Source organism: Clostridia bacterium (assembly GCA_034926675.1).
GTDB lineage: Bacteria > Bacillota > DTU025 > DTU025 > DTU025 > JAYFQW01.
This window is the reverse complement of sequence record JAYFQW010000010.1, coordinates 38214-56912: the sequence shown is the minus strand read 5'-3', so window position 1 is coordinate 56912 and position 18699 is coordinate 38214. Positions and strand designations below refer to the sequence as shown.

Annotated in this window: 17 protein-coding genes; 16 read left to right on the top strand and 1 reads right to left on the bottom strand. The window is 59.9% G+C overall.

The annotated features are described in order from the left end of the window. The first annotated feature begins 30 nt into the window (after positions 1–30). Together purB and VB144_04415 are read left to right on the top strand one after the other, a co-directional pair. Entirely contained in the window at positions 31–1323 is a 1293-nt protein-coding gene (gene purB / locus VB144_04420; protein ID MEA4882904.1) for an adenylosuccinate lyase, read from the top strand. Between the two features lie 239 nt (positions 1324–1562). Beyond that, positions 1563–2630 carry a CapA family protein gene (locus VB144_04415; protein MEA4882903.1) on the top strand — a complete coding sequence of 356 codons (1068 nt, stop codon included), beginning with the start codon at positions 1563–1565 and terminating at the stop codon, positions 2628–2630. Here VB144_04415 and VB144_04410 read toward each other — a convergent pair. Next, entirely contained in the window at positions 2550–4454 is a 1905-nt protein-coding gene (locus VB144_04410; protein ID MEA4882902.1) for an NFACT RNA binding domain-containing protein, read from the bottom strand. The genes VB144_04415 and VB144_04410 overlap by 81 nt on opposite strands. Positions 4455–4564: 110 nt before the next feature. Here VB144_04410 and VB144_04405 point away from each other — a divergent pair, with 110 nt between their 5' ends. The 14 genes from VB144_04405 to VB144_04340 all read left to right on the top strand — a co-directional run bounded on the left by VB144_04405 (position 4565) and on the right by VB144_04340 (position 18695). Next, positions 4565–7411 (top strand): cation-translocating P-type ATPase, encoded by a 2847-nt coding sequence (locus tag VB144_04405; GenBank protein MEA4882901.1) that lies wholly within the window; start codon positions 4565–4567, stop codon positions 7409–7411. 118 nt (positions 7412–7529) lie between these two features. After that, a complete protein-coding gene (locus VB144_04400) occupies positions 7530–8408 on the top strand; it encodes a YicC/YloC family endoribonuclease (protein MEA4882900.1) in 879 nt (292 codons plus the stop codon). 46 nt (positions 8409–8454) lie between these two features. Continuing rightward, positions 8455–8769: an integration host factor, actinobacterial type gene (gene mihF / locus VB144_04395; GenBank protein MEA4882899.1), complete on the top strand. Its 315-nt coding sequence runs from the start codon at positions 8455–8457 to the stop codon at positions 8767–8769. 11 nt (positions 8770–8780) lie between these two features. Next, positions 8781–9047 (top strand): DUF370 domain-containing protein, encoded by a 267-nt coding sequence (locus VB144_04390; GenBank protein ID MEA4882898.1) that lies wholly within the window; start codon positions 8781–8783, stop codon positions 9045–9047. 31 nt (positions 9048–9078) lie between these two features. Continuing rightward, on the top strand, positions 9079–9705 hold the full coding sequence (gene gmk / locus VB144_04385; GenBank protein MEA4882897.1) for a guanylate kinase: 627 nt from the start codon (positions 9079–9081) through the stop codon (positions 9703–9705). Positions 9706–9814: 109 nt separating this feature from the next. Beyond that, the gene (gene rpoZ / locus VB144_04380) at positions 9815–10081 is read left to right on the top strand and encodes a DNA-directed RNA polymerase subunit omega (protein MEA4882896.1); all 267 of its coding nucleotides are present in this window, start codon (positions 9815–9817) and stop codon (positions 10079–10081) included. Beyond that, positions 10044–11288 carry a bifunctional phosphopantothenoylcysteine decarboxylase/phosphopantothenate--cysteine ligase CoaBC gene (gene coaBC, locus VB144_04375; protein ID MEA4882895.1) on the top strand — a complete coding sequence of 415 codons (1245 nt, stop codon included), beginning with the start codon at positions 10044–10046 and terminating at the stop codon, positions 11286–11288. The genes rpoZ and coaBC overlap by 38 nt, the downstream gene beginning before the upstream one ends. A gap of 99 nt (positions 11289–11387) precedes the next feature. Then, positions 11388–13127: an ATPase, T2SS/T4P/T4SS family gene (locus VB144_04370; GenBank protein ID MEA4882894.1), complete on the top strand. Its 1740-nt coding sequence runs from the start codon at positions 11388–11390 to the stop codon at positions 13125–13127. 155 nt (positions 13128–13282) lie between these two features. After that, positions 13283–14353 carry a type IV pilus twitching motility protein PilT gene (locus tag VB144_04365; GenBank protein MEA4882893.1) on the top strand — a complete coding sequence of 357 codons (1071 nt, stop codon included), beginning with the start codon at positions 13283–13285 and terminating at the stop codon, positions 14351–14353. A 33-nt stretch (positions 14354–14386) separates the two neighbouring features. Then, entirely contained in the window at positions 14387–15619 is a 1233-nt protein-coding gene (locus tag VB144_04360) for a type II secretion system F family protein (GenBank protein MEA4882892.1), read from the top strand. A gap of 86 nt (positions 15620–15705) precedes the next feature. Then, a complete protein-coding gene (locus tag VB144_04355) occupies positions 15706–16059 on the top strand; it encodes a prepilin-type N-terminal cleavage/methylation domain-containing protein (protein ID MEA4882891.1) in 354 nt (117 codons plus the stop codon). A 77-nt stretch (positions 16060–16136) separates the two neighbouring features. Then, complete coding sequence (locus VB144_04350) at positions 16137–16949, top strand: A24 family peptidase (protein ID MEA4882890.1); 813 nt, start codon at positions 16137–16139, stop codon at positions 16947–16949. Between the two features lie 76 nt (positions 16950–17025). After that, positions 17026–18153 carry a type IV pilus assembly protein PilM gene (gene pilM, locus VB144_04345; GenBank protein MEA4882889.1) on the top strand — a complete coding sequence of 376 codons (1128 nt, stop codon included), beginning with the start codon at positions 17026–17028 and terminating at the stop codon, positions 18151–18153. Continuing rightward, positions 18150–18695 (top strand): PilN domain-containing protein, encoded by a 546-nt coding sequence (locus tag VB144_04340; protein MEA4882888.1) that lies wholly within the window; start codon positions 18150–18152, stop codon positions 18693–18695. Before pilM ends, VB144_04340 begins: the two co-directional genes overlap by 4 nt. Positions 18696–18699 lie beyond the last annotated feature (4 nt).

Genomic DNA, 18699 nt, shown 5'->3' with positions numbered 1-18699 from the left:
CGGCGGGCTGGATTGGAGGCTTGAACACGCATGATAGAACGGTACGGCTATCCGGATATGAGGGAACTATGGACCGACCGGAGGAAATACGAGACATGGCTTTCCATCGAGGTGCTCGCGTGTGAGGCATGGGCGGCCTCAGGCAGGATTCCGAGTGATGCGTTGTCCCAGATCCGGGAGCGCGCGGGCTTCGATGTGGAGCGAGTGCTGGAAATCGAGGAGACTGTGAATCACGACGTGATCGCGTTTCTCACCGCCGTCGCGGAGAAGGTGGGAGACGCCTCGAAATACATACACCTGGGCATGACCTCTTCAGACGTGGTCGACACCGCTTTCGCATATCTGATGAGACAGGCGGCTGACGGGCTGATCACCGACATCAATTCTCTCATCGATGCTCTGAGGGAGCAGGCAGTTCGCCATAAGCATACCCCGATGATCGGGCGCACTCACGGGATGCAGGCCGAGCCCACTACGTTCGGGCTCAAACTCCTGTTGTACCTCTCAGAGCTGGAGCGCGACCGGGAACGGCTCATCAGGGCGCGAGATGGGGTGAGCGTCGGGAAGATCTCCGGCGCAGTCGGCACGTATGCGAATGTTCCTCCGGAGATCGAAGCATATGTATGTGGCAAGATGGGCCTTGCTCCGGCTCGGGTATCCAGTCAGATACTGCAGCGTGATAGGCATGCGGAGTACATGGCCCAGATCGCCATCGTTGGATGCTCCCTTGAGAAACTCGCGACGGAGATAAGGTCGCTGCAGAGGACCGAAATCGGTGAAGCAGCAGAGCCGTTCGCCCGCGGGCAGAAGGGATCGTCTGCCATGCCGCACAAGCGGAATCCGGTGCTGTGCGAGCGAATAGCCGGCCTGGCGAGAGTCTTGCGCGGCAATGCGATGGCTGCAATGGAGGACGTTGCCCTGTGGCATGAGCGGGACATCTCTCATTCCTCAGTGGAGAGGATCATCGTGCCCGATTCCACAATACTCCTCGACTACATGCTGAGGAAGACCACGTGGATAGTGCGCAACCTCGAGGTGCGCCCGGATAGGATGGCTGAGAACATCGAGTTCACGCGGGGGCTCATCTTCTCGGGTGAGGTCTTGCTGGCTTTGGTGGGCGCGGGGATGCTCCGCGAACAGGCCTACGAGATCGTGCAGAGGGCTGCCATGAAAGCGTGGGCTGAGCGCATGGATTTCCGAAAGCTCATCGAGGAGGAACCTCACGTGTCTGCGATGATCCCACATGAGGCGCTCGAAGTCTGTTTCGACTACACACGCGCCTTATCCCGCGTGGATGAGGTGTTTGCAAGGTTTGGGCTGTGATCCCACAACAAGAGCGGGGGAGATGATCAGAGGTGTTGCGGCGATGGCGCATTGGGCCCTTGGTCTCCAGATGCCTGGCCGGGCTGGTGATCTGTGCAGTAATGGCGCTGGCTGCCTCCATGGCGGGATGCGGAGCTCGCGACGGCCCTGCTCCTACCTGACCCGCTACGAGCTTGCTGGTCCCGGGAGGACCAGGTGATACAGACGCCAGCAGGCTGGCCGCTGCCGGAGAGCTTGGCGTGTCTGGTGAGGCGGTTAGGATGCTCGCTTCCGCGGCGGCACAGCCTTCTGATGTGCTGCTGGTGGCGTGCGGGGATGTGGTGTTCGACCGCGGTGTCGCGAAGGTGTGTAAGGACCGAGGGACGGATTGGCCTCTCGCGGCGGTGACGGATACGCTTTCATCAGCGGACATTGCTTTCGTGAATCTGGAATCACCGTTATCCAATAGCGGGGCGCGGATCCCTGGGAAGGGCATATGGTTCCGGTCGGATCCATGCTTCGGAGAGAAGCTGGCCACTGCCGGCATTGACGTGGTGAGCCTGGCCAACAACCACATCCTCGATTACGGCGAATCCGCATTTTCCGATACTGTTGATGTGCTCTGGGCGAATGGAATCGCGGGGTGCGGAGGCGGGGCGGATATGTGGGAGGCGCGCAGGCCGGTGTTGCTGAGGAAGAACGGCATCACATTCGCCTTCCTCGGGTACTCTGAGTTTGCGGAGATATACTGGTCAGTCACTCACCCGGTGCGTTTTCTGGCAGGAGTCAACAAGCCTGGCGTGGCGCCGGCCAACGCCGCGATGGTCTCGGAAGATGTGGCAAGGGCGAAGAGGATCGCAGACCATGTGGTGGTCTCATTCCATTGGGGCGACGAGTACGTCCACATGCCTGCGGATCGGCAGGTGAGCCTTGCGCACACAGCCATCGACGCCGGGGCAAGCCTGGCAATAGGGCACCATCCTCACGTACTGCAGCCCGTTGAGGTATACCACGGCGGGATCATCTTCTACTCCCTTGGCAACTTCGTGTTCGATCAGAAGAAGCCCGACACCGTCGAGAGCATGATGGCTCGAGTCGCGTTCTCCCGCGACCGGGTTTCGCAGGCAGAGGCTGTTCCAGTGAGGATCGAGGAGTGCCGACCGCGGCCGCTCACTGCGTGGGCGGCCAGGATAGCTCTATGGAGGCTTTCCAGGTGGTCCGCAAGCCGTGGCACGGACATCCTGAACCTATCTGGGCGAGGGGTCATCATGCTCCCACGCCAGGCCGCCGCTGCCGAGGCCCAGGGCCTTGGAAAGCTCCTCCCTTGACGGGGTTACCCATATGGTCCTGTGGTTCTCATACACGACCATTCCTGGCCTTGCTCCCCTGGGTTTATGCACATTGCGCTTTTCGGTATAGTCTACAGGCGCATTCGATGACATCCTGGCCCTGCTGTAGTAGGCAGCGAGCATTGCCGCCGCGTATATCGTTTCCTGAGGAACCTGCTCTGCGCCTCGACGCCTTATCACCACGTGAGAGCCTGAGACGTCCTTAGCATGGAACCACAGATCGCCATCGCGGGCGAGTTTCATTGTGAGCTGGTCGTTCTGGAGATTGTTCCTGCCCACGTATATGACATGGCCCGATTCGGCCTGGATTCGGGATGGCATGTGAGTGGACGCGGCGCGCACACTGCCTGAGCGCCCCCGGGCGCCGCCCCGTCCGGCCTTGGATCCTCTGGTCCCTCGTTTGGCGCCGGCTCGCCCGGCTGCATCCCCGGCGCCTTCCACATACCCGAGAGCCTCAAGCTCAAGCACAATCTGAGAGAACTCCTCTTCAGAATCTGCCATCTCCAATAGGCCATGCACACCCTCGAGATAGACTGCTTCACTCTCAGTCGAGGCTAGGTTCGCTGATATAGTCTCGATTGCCCGGCGGGACCTGGCGTATCGCGCGAAGATGGCCTGAGCGTTCTGTGATGCAGACATGGTGGGATCCACCTCGATCTCCACTTCAGGCATGTCAGGGTCGTAGTAGTCCACCAGAAGAACGTGACTTCGACCCATGGGGCCGCGTCCCAGGATGTTCAAGCTCGCGGTGAGAAGCTCGCCTGATCGCCGGAGCGAGGCATCGGACTGTGCAGAAGCGAGCTCATCCCTCTGTGTGGCAAGTTTTCGCCGAGCGCGCTCAAGGTGGGTTGCTGCTTCGCGAAGAATTGTCCGCTTGCGCGCCGCGAGCCTCTCGCTGGCCTCTGCGCCAGAATAACACGAATCCAGCATGGCGCAGGCGGAACCGAACGCCTCAATCCGGTGAGACGCCGCCTGGTGGGAAAGGCCGCACGGGCAGAAGGCAATAGCCGCTCCATCAGCCTTGTCGAACGCGGCTTCGAACACCAGCATTCCGGATCTGACCTGCGAGCAGAAATCGGAGAACTCCTTCCAGAGGCGCTCGATCTCGGCGCCGCCCAGCCCTGCTGCCGGCCGTTTCGGATCAAGGCCCGCCTTGAAGGCAAGCTCGGCTCCTATCACGCGCCCCAGCCCCGAGTAGGAGGACCACACGGCTTCCGCAATGCTCCCGGTGTGGGTTCGCCCCGCGAACCTCGCGAGGGACGCTGCGAACTCCTCCCGAGATGCCGTCATAGGGCTGGGCCTGTCGATGGGAGGCGGGGGGATGTATTGAACCCCTGGCAGGATCTCCCGGTAGCGGTTTACCGACTGGTCCACTCTGTGCACAGCGTCGAGAATGCGGCCATCCATGTCCGTGAGGATCATATTCGACCGTCGCCCCATCATCTCGGCGATAAGCAACTTGTTCTGGGATGGCTCGGAATCAGCCCAGCCTTCCACTCGCAGCGCGAGGATGCGGTCCAGTCCCTCCTGCCTCGCCTCCACTATCCTTCCACCCACCAGATGCTTGCGCAAGAGCATGCAGAAGGTGGTGGGCTCTGGAAGCGATGACGGCGGCGCAATAGTCAGGTGCGCCCTCGCGCCTGAAGGCGACGCGGATATCAGGAGTGAACCCGAGCGCCCGCGTCCGGCGGAGATCAGTATGGAATCGCGAGTGGGCGATTGCACCCGGTCGATCTTGGTCCCTGCGAGCTCACGGGATATCTCCTGTACGGCGGCGGAGAGTGTGATGCCGTCGATCTCCATGGCGTACACCCCTTTTCGATGCAGTTGATAGTATAGCACCCGCGTATGAACCCGGTCAAAAGGCCATAGGAATCTATGGACATGATCTGCTTCGAAAGGTGGTCAGGCCAATGCCCGACAAAGCCGTGTGGCACTCGGCGTCGATTGGGGTAGTCGAGAGGGAGTTGGAAACATCCGTTGCGGATGGCCTGGATTCGCGTGATGCAGCACAAAGGCTCGCGGCGTACGGCCTAAATCTGCTGAGAATGGCCCGTGGCCCGTCTGTGATAGGGATTCTCGTAAGCCAGTTCCAGGACTTCATGGTCCTAGTGCTCCTCGGCGCCACTGCGGTGTCAGCATATCTCGGGGAATACCAGGATGTATTCGCGATACTAGCCATTGTGATCCTCAATGCTGCTCTTGGCTTCGTCCAGGAGTTCCGGGCAGAGCGTGCTCTCGCGGCGCTCCGCCGCCTGGCAGCGCCCCACGCCACTGTGCTGAGGGATGGGGCGCTCTTGGTGATCGACGCTGCTAATGTTGTGCCAGGAGACATCCTGATTCTGAACTCGGGAGACCGGGCGCCCGCCGATGCGAGGCTCGTGGAATGCCACGGAGTGGAAGTGGACGAGTCGGTGCTCACCGGTGAATCCCGGCCTGTTCGCAAGGATTCCAGTGCGATAATGCGGGAGTCGGCGCCTGCGCCGGAGAGGCTCAACATGGTTCACGCAGGCACCGTTCTCACCAGGGGCCGCGGTGTGGCGATCACAACAGCGACCGGCATGGACACGGAGATGGGCAGGATTGCGGGCATGATGAGTGAGGCGTCAGAGGGCGATACGCCACTCCAGCGTCGCCTGGCGCAGCTGGGCAAGTGGCTTGTTGCAGGGTGCCTGGCAATCTGTGGCGCAGTTGCAGCTATAGGCGTGGCGAGGGGAGAGCCCGCTCATGCCATGTTCCTTGCCGGAGTGAGCCTCGCAGTGGCCGCAATCCCGGAGGGGCTTCCTGCCATAGTCACAGTAAGCCTCGCCCTGGGGGTTCAGCGCATGAGCAGAAGGCGGGCGATAGTGAGAAAGCTATCCGCAGTGGAGGCGCTTGGGTGCGCGACGGTGATATGCGCCGACAAGACGGGAACCCTTACTCAGAACGAGATGACTGCCGTTGCCATCGATCTGATAGGGCGCGAGATCACCGTCACAGGCGCCGGCTATTCGCCGGATGGACGATTCCTGCAGGCTGCAAGGGAGATCAAGCCGGCTGCGGACCCCACACTTCGAAACCTCCTGATGTGCGCTGCACTGTGCAACGATGCCGCCCTTTCGTGGACCAGGGATGGAGGACGCGGCCATTGGGAAGTGGTGGGCGATCCCACCGAGGGCGCGCTCCTGGCCCTGGCTCGGAAGGGAGGCGGCGACCTGTTGAGGCTCGCCAGTAAGCACGCGCGAGTAGCGGAGATTCCGTTCGAGCCGGAGAGGCGAATGATGGCAGTTGCGTGCGACGGGCCTGATGGGATATTCACCTTCGTGAAGGGCGCTCCCCAGGTCGTCCTCGATCTGTGCGATTCCAGGATGTCGTCGGGAGGTGCGGACGCGGCGGCTGTGGGCCGCATACCCCGTGAACGGAGGTTCGACGCGACTGTGGCGGCTGGGGCAGCGGCAATGGCGTCACGGTCGATGAGAGTCCTTGCACTGGCGTACGCACCCGGCAACCTCATATCCGAAGGACAGGGCGGGGCGCCTGCCGTAGGGGCGCGACTCGTGTTCCTAGGGCTGGTGGGAATGATGGACCCGCCTCGACCGGAGGCCGCTCGCTCTGTGGCCTTGGCGCGGCAGGCAGGGATAAGGACTGTGATGATAACAGGGGACCATGCAGCCACGGCTGAGGCGGTGGCGCGGGAGATAGGACTGTCCACGGGTGCGGCGTCCGACGGAGGTCTGCGGCTCGTATTGTGTGGCGAAGAACTCGACCAGATGAGCGATAGGGACCTTGAGCAGATCGTTGACGGCATCGGGGTGTTCGCAAGGGTGGCGCCTGCGCACAAACTCCGGATCGTGAGGGCCCTTAAGGCCCGTGGGCATGTGGTGGCCATGACCGGGGATGGAGTGAACGATGCTCCCGCCATCCGCGAGGCGGATATCGGAATTGCCATGGGACGCACAGGCACGGATGTGGCGCGTGAGGCATCTGCGATGGTGTTGTCTGATGACAATTACGCCACGATCATCGCAGCGGTGGAAGAGGGCCGATCAATATACGACAACATCCGGAAGTTCATCCGCTATCTACTGGCAAGCAATGTGGGAGAGGTGCTCACCATGTTCATTGCAGCGGTAGGCGGGCTTCCGATGCCCCTTACCCCGATACAGCTCCTGTGGATGAATCTCCTAACTGACGGGCTTCCCGCAATGGCCTTGGCTGCGGATCCCACTGACCCTGATACTATGTCCCGCCCTCCGCGGCGCCCCGATGAAGGAGTGTTCGCGGGTGGGCTGGGGCTCCGGATCATGGTCCAGGGCACGTTCATAGGGATATGCACGATCTGCTGCTATCTCCTTGCGGGCATGTGGCTTGGCCACGATCTTGAGACCGCACGGACCATGGCCTTCTCAACATTGGTGATGTCTCAGCTCATCTACGTTTTCCATTGCCGATCGGAGCGGCGAGCACTTAGCGAGATCGGACTCGGAACGAACAGGTTCCTCCTTGCTGCGGCAGCCATCAGTGTGGTGCTGCAGGCAGCCGGAATCCACACAGGCGCCGGCAGGGCGTTTCTGGGAACTTGCCAGCTCACCGTTATCGACTGGGTGCTGGTGCTGTTCCTGTCCGGTTGGTCATCGGTTCTCACGGCTGCGGCCAGGTCCGTGTACCGGGCTCTTCGACGCGCAAATGCCCTCTCCAGGCAGTCTGAATCACGCGAAACGGGGGAAAAATGCAGTCAGCCTGCTGGTGCAAGCAGGAATTCGCGCACGCAGGTGGAATAAGGGTTCCGGAAAACATATGTCCCGCAAGCTGGAGTTCAGCGTGAACACTTGATGCAGCTGGGGTTTGTATAGTACAATGGGCTGCACGGGACTGCAAAAGGGATGTGAGCTCCAGCTCATGTTGACGAGTATGACAGGTTTCGGCCGTGCCGAAGGCTCGGTCGATGGCAGGGCGGTCTCAGTGGAAGTCAGGTCGCTTAACCATAGATACCTCGACCTATCCATACGGATGCCCAGGGAGTTCTCTCCAGTTGAAGATAAGGTGAGGTCGCTTGTATCGGAGAGAATCGCAAGGGGCAAAGTTGATGTGTCAGTGTCGGTGGAACGGCGCGGTGATACACTTAGGACTGTGCTGTTCGATATGCACCTCGCACGCGCTTACTCTGAAGGCCTGGCTAGTCTCGCTCGGGAGCTTTCACTCTCACCTTCTGTGTCAGTCGAAACCCTTGCGGCTCTGCCTGATGTGATCACGGTCAGCGAAACGTCGCTAGGGGCGGAGGAGATGTGGGCGATGCTCTCCTCACCGCTTGGAGAGGCCCTCACGCAGCTGGAATCGATGCGCAGGGCAGAGGGCGAAAGGCTCGAGAGTGATATTGCGCATAGAATAGAGAGAATTGACCAAACACTACAGGAAGTTGGGGCCCACGCGCCGAATTCTGTAGAAGCCTACCGTGCACGGCTTGCCCGCCGTGTTGCGGACATGGCCGTGGATGTTAGGGTCGATGAGGCCAGGCTTGCCACGGAAGTGGCTCTGTTCGCCGATAGATGCGATTACACCGAGGAAACGGTTCGCTTCCGCTCCCACATTGCGCAGTTCCGCGCTTCGGCTCGCGAGCGCGGGAGCGTGGGAAAGAAGCTTGACTTCATAACGCAGGAAATGAACCGCGAGGCAAACACAATCGCGTCGAAATCCCAGGATTCGAATGTCTCCGCCCTGGTGGTGGAGATCAAAGCGGAATTGGAGAAGGTTCGCGAGCAGATTCAGAACATCGAGTGAACGCGGCTGATCGGCATTCCCATCACTAAACAGGAGGTGCGGTTGAGTGAACAGTCTCCCTAAGCTTTCACCTGAACAGAAAGACGCAGCACTCAAGAAGGCGCAGGAGGTCAGGAGCAAGAGGGCTCAGATTCGCGAGAACCTGAAGGCCGGGCAGATGGGCCTCGAGGAGATTCTCGGCAAGGCAGAGGACGAGGTCATCGGAAAGATGCGCGTCGCCTACCTTCTGGAGTCGCTTCCCCGGATCGGCAGGGTCAGATCCCGTCAGATCATGGAGGAGATCGGCATCGATGAGAGCCGGAGGGTTCAGGGGCTAGGCGTCAGGCAGAAGGAAGCCCTACTGAAGAAGTTGGCCAAGTAGGGGGATGGGCCGTGGCCATCAAGCTCGTCAATATCGGCTTTGGGAACATAGTAGCCGCAAATCGACTCGTAGCAATTGTCAGCCCTGAGTCGGCGCCGATTAAAAGGATAATCCAGGAGTGCCGGGAACGCGGCATGCTTGTCGACGCCACCTACGGACGGCGGACCCGTGCTGTGATGGTCGCCGATAGCGGGCATGTGATTCTATCCGCAGTGCAGCCTGAAACCGTTGCGCACCGGGTGGAAGCTAAGGACGCCGATGCGGTTGGACGGGAGTAGAGGCCGCCACATGTTGCCAGCACAAAGTGATTTGCCCAGAACCCGTGGGAACCTGATCGTTCTCTCAGGCCCGTCTGGGTCGGGCAAGAACTCCGTTCTCGCGAGGGTGAGAGCGGAGGTTCCCGGCCTCGCTTACTCCATCTCAGCCACTACCCGCGCGCCTCGCATAGGCGAGTCAAATGGGTTGAACTACTTCTTCCTTTCGCGTGGGGCGTTTGAGGCCAGGATGGAACAGGGCGGCTTTCTTGAGACGGCCGAGTTCTGCGGCAATCTGTACGGCACTCCGAAGGCCTTTGTTGACGAGAAGCTTGCGGCGGGCGAGGATGTGATCATGGACATCGAGATAAGCGGGGCCATACAGGTCCGCCGTTCGATGCCTGAGGCGATCTTTGTTTTCCTCATGCCGCCGTCCATCGCTGAGCTTCGGGCGAGGATCGAGAGGCGCGGATCCGAATCGCGCGAGGCGATTGAACGCCGGCTCGCCGTGGCTGTGCAGGAGGTACGGGAGGTCTTCCGATACGACTACGTCGTGTTGAACTCCGATCTCGCCTCAGCCGTGGAGCGAGTCAAGGCGATCATACTCGCGGAACGCGCCCGTGTTCCCCGTTGCGATTGCGAAGGCCATATCCGTGATTTAATCGAGTCTACGGGATCCTAGCGTAGATGGCTGTTGCGGGGGCCTGCCTGACGCCGCTCTGGAAGTGCGACGGATGAAGGGGGCTTCATGTGATGCAAGGGCATTGATGTCAAGGAGGCGTCCAGATCAGTTGATTCGAACCCCATTGGAAGACCTAATAACCAAGGTTGACTCCCGCTACACGCTGGTGGTCATGACTGCGAAGCGCGCGAGGCAGATCATGGACTTCCAGCAAAAGAGGGGCGACTATGGCCTTGAGAAGCCTGTGACCCGTGCAATGCGCGAGATTCAGGAAGGGAAAGTTACTTACTACAGACCTTCCCTTGATGACGCATCGGCGCCATGGGATCATGCCGACTATGCAAAGCACGCCCGCGCAGGCGCGAATCAGGGATAAGATGTGCGCGGCATGTGTGTTTGGAGTCACCGGCGGCATCGCTGCTGCTAAAGCCTCACTAGTGGCTAGTGCGCTCACCAAGCGCGGTGTTGATGTGCAGGTCATAATGACCAAGTCGGCGTGCGAGTTCGTTGCGCCGCTTACGTATCGCACGCTCACTGGAAATCCAGTGAGCATCGATTTGTTTGCTGAACCCGGCCAGTGGAACGTGAAGCATGTTTCCCTTTCGGAAGCGGCGGACCTCTTCGTGATAGCCCCGGCCACGGCCAACTTCATCGGGAAGCTTGCGTCGGGCATTGCCGACGACCTTCTCACAACTACTGTCATGGCCACGCGGGCGCCTGTACTGATCGCACCTGCCATGAATGTGGGCATGTACGCGAATCCCATAGTTCAGCGGAACATCGAGTCCCTCAAATCGCTCGGGCGCCGTTTCATCGGCCCCGAGTGCGGGAGGCTCGCCTGTGGAGACGTCGGCGTTGGGCGGATGGCAGAGCCTGACCGGATAACGGAGTTCGCCATGCACATGCTGGCATCGAAAGGGCGGCCTGCGCTTGTCGGGCGAAGAGTAGTGGTGACTGCTGGCCCCACTCACGAGCACATCGACCCTGTCAGGTTCATCGGCAACCGTTCCTCGGGCAAGATGGGCTACGCGATCGCCTGGGCCGCCGGGGCCAGGGGCGCGGAAGTTACGCTGGTGTCTGGGCCCGTGGCTCTTGATCGCCCAGAGGGATGCGAACTTCTCATGGTGGAGTCTGCAGCCCAGATGCGCGAGGCGACAATCAAGGCCGCACGCGAAGCCGATATCGTGATCGGCGCGGCTGCGGTCGCCGACTATCGCCCTGCCCACTACAACGAGTCGAAGATCAAGAAGTCAGATGGCGAGATGAACCTGGAGCTTGCCCGCACCTCCGACATCATAGCTGAGATCGGCCGTGCAAAGGGCAATCGCACCGTTGTCGGGTTCGCAGCTGAGACCGACGACATCATTGCCCATGCTCAGTCGAAGCTCGACGCGAAGAATTTGGACATGGTCGTGGTCAACGCTGTGGGAGGCCCGTCGTCACCCTTCGGAGCAGACGAGAACACCGTCACAATACTGCGTCCAGGCCTTGAGCCTGAGGCGCTTCCCTCCATGACTAAGCTCACCCTGGCCCACGAAATCCTCGATCGCGTGTGCCTCTCTCTCGGGCCGAAGCGCGGATAATCAGCAGTTTCCCTTGGCATGCATGGGTTTTCGAGGAGGAATAGGAGTGTGCGCGTAGAACCTGTATCTTTAGCCATTTAGGGAACGGGGGAACAGGCCTTGGCGCGCCCTGGTCACAAACGAGTTGGCGATGTACTGCTGGAAGCTGGCGCACTCACGTTAGCTCAGCTTGATGAGGCTCTGGAAGTCCAGCGCCGCACCGGGGAGAGGCTTGGCCGAATCCTGGTGAAACTCGGATACACTTCCGAATCGGCCTTGGCTGGAGTTCTCGAGCATCAGCTCGGGGTGAAGCGCGTCAGCCTTCCGGAGTATGTTATCTCCGATGAGGTGATCAAGCTGGTTCCGGAGGCCATGGCTCGAAGGCATAGAGTGCTCGCTCTGGAGCTCTCCGGGAAGAAGCTCACTCTTGCCATGGCTGATCCGTTGAACGTGTTCGCCATCGACGATGTGAAGCTCGCCACTGGGCTCGACGTTGAGCCGGTGGTGGCTGCTGAAGATGAGATCCAGCGGGCGCTAGAGCAGTACTACGGATCCTCTGAGGATCTCGACCAGGTCGTGCGGGATCTTGAGGATTACTCCGGCGAGGGCGTAGAGCTTACCGGAGAGGAAGAGGAGATCGGCCTCGATCGCCTGCGAGAACTGGTGGATGAGGCGCCCGTAGTGCGCCTTGTGAACATGATCATCTCCCAGGCGGTGCGGGAGCGCGCCTCCGATATTCATGTAGAGCCGCAGGCGGGCTCGGTCAGGGTACGGTACCGAGTGGATGGAATGCTTCGGGAAATCATGAAGACCCCCCGAGGAACCCGCGCTGCTATTGCATCTCGGTTTAAGATCATGTCGAACATGGATATCGCAGAGAGGCGAGTGCCTCAGGATGGCCGAGTCCAGCTGAAGGTGGAGGGGGAGGAGATCGACCTCCGAGTTTCCACATTGCCAACGCTCTACGGGGAGAAAGTCGTGTGCCGGGTGCTGTTCAAGCGCGGCGCGCAGGTTCGGCTGGAGCAGCTTGGATTCCTCCCGGATAACCTTGAGCTGTGGGATAGGGCCTTGTCCCATCCATACGGGATCCTGCTAGTGACTGGCCCGACCGGAAGCGGCAAGACCCAGACGCTCTATGCCTCCCTCAACAAGCTCAACTCCGACGATAAGAACATCATCACGGTGGAAGACCCAGTGGAGTTCAGGCTCGATGGGGTGAACCAGGTTCAGACCAACGTAAAGGCCGGGCTCACTTTCGCTTCAGGGCTTCGCTCCATGCTGCGGCAGGACCCGGATATCATCATGGTAGGCGAGATCCGCGATGGCGAGACTGCAGGAATTGCGGTGAACGCGGCCCTCACGGGGCACCTGGTTCTCTCCACCCTGCATACCAACGATGCGCCTGGCGCAACCGTGAGGCTCTCCGATATGGGCGCCGAGCCGTTCCTGGTGGCTTCATCTCTCATCTGCGTGCTCTCCCAGCGCCTGGTGCGCAGGGTGTGCTCCCACTGTGCAGAGGAGTACACTCCCGACGCGGAGTCGTGGGGAAGGTGGCTTCGGACTACTAACGGGCTGTCCGATGAGCCGGGGCTCGGACTTCCCAGCACACTAGTGCGGGGCAAGGGCTGCAGGCAGTGCGGGAACACCGGCTACTCCGGGCGGACGGCGATACATGAGATCATGAATGTGAACGAACCCATCCGCCAGGCGATCGCCAAGAGCGCATCGTCGGACGCACTCGGGGCAATCGCCCGCGAACACGGGATGAGGCGGCTCATAGAGGATGGGGCTGAGAAGGTTCGCAGGCGCATTACCACAATTGATGAGGTGATGCGCGTAGCCGCCGGCGGGGATACATAGAACCCCCGATGCGCTGGGGAATGGACATGGACGGCCATATTCCGAATCAGGCGTCGTTCTTCCCGGATTCTATAGGTTGAGCTATAATCATGTGCATGCGATTGCCGATAATCCTCTCTAGGCACCGCAATCGCTCACTTGTGGACGGTGATTGAGTGACCATCGACGAACTGCTCCTTGAGGCGGTCAACCTAGGAGCTTCTGATCTGCACATAACGGTGGGATTGCCTCCCATGGTGCGGGTGATGGGGATACTGAAACCCCTGGCCGGCAGGCCAAAGTTACTGCCGGCGGACAGCGCGGAAATGGTGCTCGCGATGATGAACCCCAAAGTCAGGGAGACCTTCGATACACTAGGAGAGGTCGACTTCTCCTACGGCATGCCCAAAGTGGCCAGGTTCAGGGTGAATGCCTACACTCAGCGAGGATCCATCGGAGCTGCTGCACGTGTGATCCCAACGAAGATTCGCTCCCTCGATGAGCTTGGCCTTCCGGCCGTGGTCCGCACATTTGCGGACAAGCCTCGGGGAATGGTGCTGGTGACCGGCCCTACTGGAAGCGGGAAATCCACTACTCTCGCATCGCTGATTGACATCATCAACAACGAAAGGCAGTGCCACATCATCACGCTGGAGGACCCGATCGAGTACCTGCATAAGCACAACAAGAGCATGATCAACCAGCGTGAGGTGGGTTCGGATACGAGATCGTTCGCGGCTGCTCTCCGCTCTGCGCTTCGGGAGGACCCGGATGTCATACTCGTAGGCGAGATGCGCGACCTGGAGACAACGTCTATCGCGTTGACTGCTGCTGAGACTGGGCACCTGGTTTTCGCGACTCTGCACACCAACGACACTGTGCAGACTGTAGACAGGGTGATCGACCAGTTCCCCCCGCACCAGCAGCAGCAGGTCAGGATCCAGTTGGCGTCGGTGCTTCAGGGGGTCGCATCGCAAACATTAATGCCGAGGGCAGACGGCACTGGCAGGGTCATCGCAGTCGAGGTCCTGGTCGCCACGCCGGCAGTCCGCAACCTGATCCGAGAAGGGAAGACCCATCAGATATACTCGGTGCTGCAAACTGGCGCCAAGTTCGGGATGCAAAGCCTGGACATGGCCCTTCGCGACATGGTTGCGCGTGGCCTGATAACCCGTGATGAAGCCCTGGTGCATGCGTCTGACCCCGAGGAATTCCGGAGGCTTGCGGATCCGGCGCGGATGATGTAGCCAGGGGGTCCGAATCGAGGGAGGTGATCCACCATGGCGAGCATCTCATGGTCCTATCGTGGACGCGACTCATACGGCAAGGTAGTCGAGGGTTCGATGGAGGCGGAGAACGCCGCCGCCGTGGCGGAACGCCTTAGGAACCAGGGGCTCATGCCAACTTCGATCACTGCGAAGCGTGCGTCCGTGTTTGACGCCCCCATAGGCGGCACTGCGAAGAAAGGCGCGCCCGCAAAGCATATCGGAGTTGTGCAGCTATCCCTAATTTCGCGCCAACTTGCGACAATGATCGGCTCGGGGATATCCCTCGTGCAGGCCCTGAACATACTTGTGCAGCAAATAGAAGCGCCCTCGGTGCGCGAGCTCATAAACGAAGTTCGTAGGAGTGTAGAGGCTGGAGAGACGTTCTCGAACTCCCTGGCGAAGTTCCCAACCGCGTTTCCGCCACTGTTCATCTACATGGTGGAGGCCGGAGAAGCGTCAGGATCCCTTGACGCAGTGCTTGACAGAGTCGCTAAGCACTTCGAAAAGCAGGTGGAGGTCAGGGGCAAGGTCAAGGGCGCCCTTGTTTACCCGGCTATTCTGGTGGGCGTAGCGGCAATAGCCATCACGGCGCTTATGATGTTCGTGCTGCCCACCTTCATCGACATGTTCAAGGGGTTCAACATGGAATTGCCGGCCATAACTCGAATACTCTTCGCCTTCGGCACTAGCATGCAGCATTTCTGGTACATCTACTTCGGGGCGCCCGCGGTCGGAGTCTACTTCTTCCTTCACTACGTGCACGGCGCCGGCAAGGGCTGGTTTGACCAGACGGTGCTGCGCATACCCGCGGTAGGAGTGCTGGTTCGAAAGGATAACACGGCGCAGTTCGCACGGACCTTCGGGATGCTGGTGCAGAGCGGAGTGCCCATGCTGCAGGCGCTGGATCTCCTAGATAGAGTATCGGGAAACTCGGTTGTGAAGGACACGGTGAGGGCGGCCAAGGCATCAGTTCGCGATGGGCAGGGGCTTGCGAGGCCGCTCCGGCAGTCGAAGATATTCCCCCCGATGCTCGCGCACATGGTAGGCATCGGCGAGGAGACAGGCGCCCTCGACGATATGCTCATAAAGACCGCTGACTTCTATGATCAAGAAGTCGACTATGCGGTGAAGAACCTCACAACGGCCATCGAGCCTGCGATTATCCTCGTGATAGGGGTTTTCGCGGGTTTGATAGTAGCAGCCGTCATGATGCCGATGTTCAACATGGTGAACATTTCCATGTAGCTGCAATTCTAGGCGTCCGGTCGGCGCCGGACGAGCTGCTAATCGATTGTGTGGAACAATGCCATGTTGGAAGGAGGTGAAACAGGATGATAAAGAACGAGAAGGGCTTCACGCTGATGGAGCTGATGATCGTCATCGTGATAATCGGGGTGCTGGCTGCAGTTGGAGTGCCCGCGTACAAGGGCATGACCGACAAGGCACGCGAGGCTGCCTGTGATGCGAACCTACGTACTGTCCAGACGGCTGTCAGCATGTATTATGCTGAGTACGGAGAGTACCCCGCGAATCTGCTGCCCGCTACTCTGGCAGACCGAGATGGCAATCCGTACATTGAGAACATTGACTCATTGACGACGTGCCCGGCCGACAAAACGACCGTCTATACTCTCGCGGGAGGCGTCGTCAGCTGCGCTAGTGCTAAGCACCCCCACAACAACTAGGATTCGGTTTCCCAATTCTGATTGCGCCACGCCTGCGCTGCCCGGGCGACCATCATGGTCGCTCGGGTTTGCAGCAGGTGGACGAGCTGTCTCTGCTGCGTGTTGTCGTGCGTTTTCCGAAGCGAATCCAGCAAAGGGTGTTGCTGTTGCTATCTGAATCCTTCGCGTTTGTGCTCGGCCTCCTCGTCGGCAGTTTCCTGAACGTCTGCATCTGCCGCCTCCCGGGACGTAAATCCATCGCCTGGCCTGGATCGGCTTGCCCCGCGTGCGGGGCCGCGCTCAAGCCGCGGGATCTGGTTCCGGTGGCAAGTTACGTCGCCCTGCGCGGCAGATGCCGTTACTGCTCCGCTCGCATATCACCGCAGTATCCCCTGGTGGAGCTCATCACCGGGGTCTTTTTTGCTTTGACGATGGCGGCCTTCGGGCCTACAATAACCAGCCTATGCTGGTCTGCGTTCATATCACTTCTGATTGTCGCCTGTTTTGCCGATATCAACACCGGCCTCATCCCGAATTCCATTACGTATCCTGGGATCGCTGCAGGGCTCATCTTCTCGCTATTCGTTCCTCAGTCGTCGTTTGCGTTCTCTCTCATCGGCCTTATTGTATGCGGCGGGGTCGTGTGGATTGTGGGAACGGCCAGCCGCGGTGGGATGGGCGGGGGAGACGTGAAGCTCATGGCCATGGTCGGTGCATTTCTTGGGTGGAAGCTGGGGCTTCTGGTCCTATTCGCCGGATCTTTGTTTGGCGCGATTGTTGGAATTGCGCGGATTGCCAGTGGAAAGCAAAAACGGCGAGATCCTATGCCGTTTGGTCCGTTCCTGGCGATTGCAGGAGCGCTGTCGGTCTACTTTGGACATCTCGCATTGAGATTGCTCGGATGGGAGTAGGAATTCCCCAGAACAGGGCGAATCATATTGTAATATGCATGCCCATGCATGGATTCCTCCTAGGGGGTGCTGGCGGGTGCCATGGAACCTATTTTCGAAGCAGTCCAAGAGCATGGTTGGGCTCGACATAGGCACGAGCCGGATCAAGCTCGTTGAACTCATAAGCAAGGCCGGAACGGTTCAGCTTGCCCGCGCGGCGGTTCAGCTCACGCCTGCGAACGCAGTGAAGGATGGCATGATTACTCAGCCGGAGCTGGTGGCTGAGGCGATCAAGGCCGGGCTTGCCGCTGGGCGCTTCAAGTCGGAGCAGGTGGTTGCGGCCATCGCCGGGCAGGGCGTGATCGCTAGGCACGTGAAGTTCCCGCGGATGCCTGCGGAGGAAGTTCGCGAGGCTCTGAAGTGGGAGGGGCAGAAGTACATCCCCTACCCGATCGAAGAGGCCGTGGTGGATTTCGAGATCATCGACGGGATGGCCGATCCGAATGCGCCGGATATGGAGGTCATGCTCGTGGCCTCTCAGAAGAGGCTCGTGGATTCGCATGTGAAAGCGATCGAACTCGCAGGGCTCAGTCCCATAGCCATCGATGTGCAGCCATTTACGGTGCTGCGGGCCTTGCGTTGGGAGCCGAAGGGAGACTCAGCCAAGGCTGGGCGGGCAGCTACGGCATACATCGACATTGGAGCGGGCACCACCGATATCGTGATCGCAGAGGGCGAGAGGCTCAGGTTCACCCGGATCGTGCCCACAGGAGGGAATTCGTTCACTGCCGCAATAGCGGAGCGGTTGGGCGTGAGCTTCGATGAGGCCGAACAGATCAAGATCGACGAGGCTCGGCTGTATGAAGACGAATCCGAATGCCCCGTGACGGACGATAGGGGCCGAGCGATAGTGGATGCGGTGTTTCAAGTGGCATCGTCAATCGCGGTGGATGTGCGAAGGTCGCTTGACTACCACGATCTGCAGCTTGAGGCCAGAAGCCAGGACGCGGGCGTCACTGGCGTGGTTCTCACTGGCGGCGGGTCTGTGCTTGAGGGGCTCGACCGGTATTTCGCCGCAGAGCTCGGCCTGGCCACCTGGAGAGGCGACGCTCTCCGAAACCTCGCGATCAGTCCGAAGCTCTTGTCGAAAGGCGATCTTGCAACACTCGGGCCGATGCTAGCCGTTGGGATCGGACTTGCCCTTCGGGAGGTGGCTGATTCATGACCAAGATCAACCTCCTTCCACATCGCGAACAGGCCAGACCGCGGGTCACGCCGAGGAAGCTCATCACTATTGTCGTTCTTGAGCTGATAGTGGTCGGCGCCTCGGCCCTCTACGCCTACAGGCACTTCTCCATTGTACAGATGGAGAAGGAAGTAAGGCAGGTGCAGGCGCAGCTTGCTTCCATGCAGCAAGACATGGACGTGCTTACGAAGGTGCAGATGCGTTCGAAGGAAATACAGATTCTCATCGACGAGGCTCGTGCGATCAAGTCGGAGGGCATTGCGTCGGGAAGAGTCCTCCGGGAGGTCAGGCGCATACTTCCGCAGGATGTCTGGCTGTCATCTCTATCAGCTGCCCCTGAACGGATCATTGCTGTCGATGCTGCTGCCTTTTCGCTGGAGTCGGTAGCCAGGGCCGCCCTGGCCATGGAGGCCTCCCCGTTGTTCTCAGGAGTTCGGGTGGGGTCGATGAAGCTATCCATGGCAGGTGATGCCCGGGTCTACGCTTTTGATGTTGAATGCGCGGTAGAGCCAGGGAGGTGAGGCG

What these genes read in the sequence shown, in the direction of transcription:
- purB (MEA4882904.1), top strand. Translation starts at nt 31, where the DNA reads ATGATAGAACGGTACGGCTATCCGGATATGAGGGAACTATGGACCGAC.
- VB144_04410 (MEA4882902.1), bottom strand. Translation starts at nt 4,454, where the DNA reads ATGGAGATCGACGGCATCACACTCTCCGCCGCCGTACAGGAGATATCC.
- VB144_04405 (MEA4882901.1), top strand. Translation starts at nt 4,565, where the DNA reads ATGCCCGACAAAGCCGTGTGGCACTCGGCGTCGATTGGGGTAGTCGAG.
- VB144_04400 (MEA4882900.1), top strand. Translation starts at nt 7,530, where the DNA reads ATGTTGACGAGTATGACAGGTTTCGGCCGTGCCGAAGGCTCGGTCGAT.
- coaBC (MEA4882895.1), top strand. Translation starts at nt 10,044, where the DNA reads ATGCAAAGCACGCCCGCGCAGGCGCGAATCAGGGATAAGATGTGCGCG.
- VB144_04360 (MEA4882892.1), top strand. Translation starts at nt 14,387, where the DNA reads ATGGCGAGCATCTCATGGTCCTATCGTGGACGCGACTCATACGGCAAG.
- VB144_04355 (MEA4882891.1), top strand. Translation starts at nt 15,706, where the DNA reads ATGATAAAGAACGAGAAGGGCTTCACGCTGATGGAGCTGATGATCGTC.
- VB144_04340 (MEA4882888.1), top strand. Translation starts at nt 18,150, where the DNA reads ATGACCAAGATCAACCTCCTTCCACATCGCGAACAGGCCAGACCGCGG.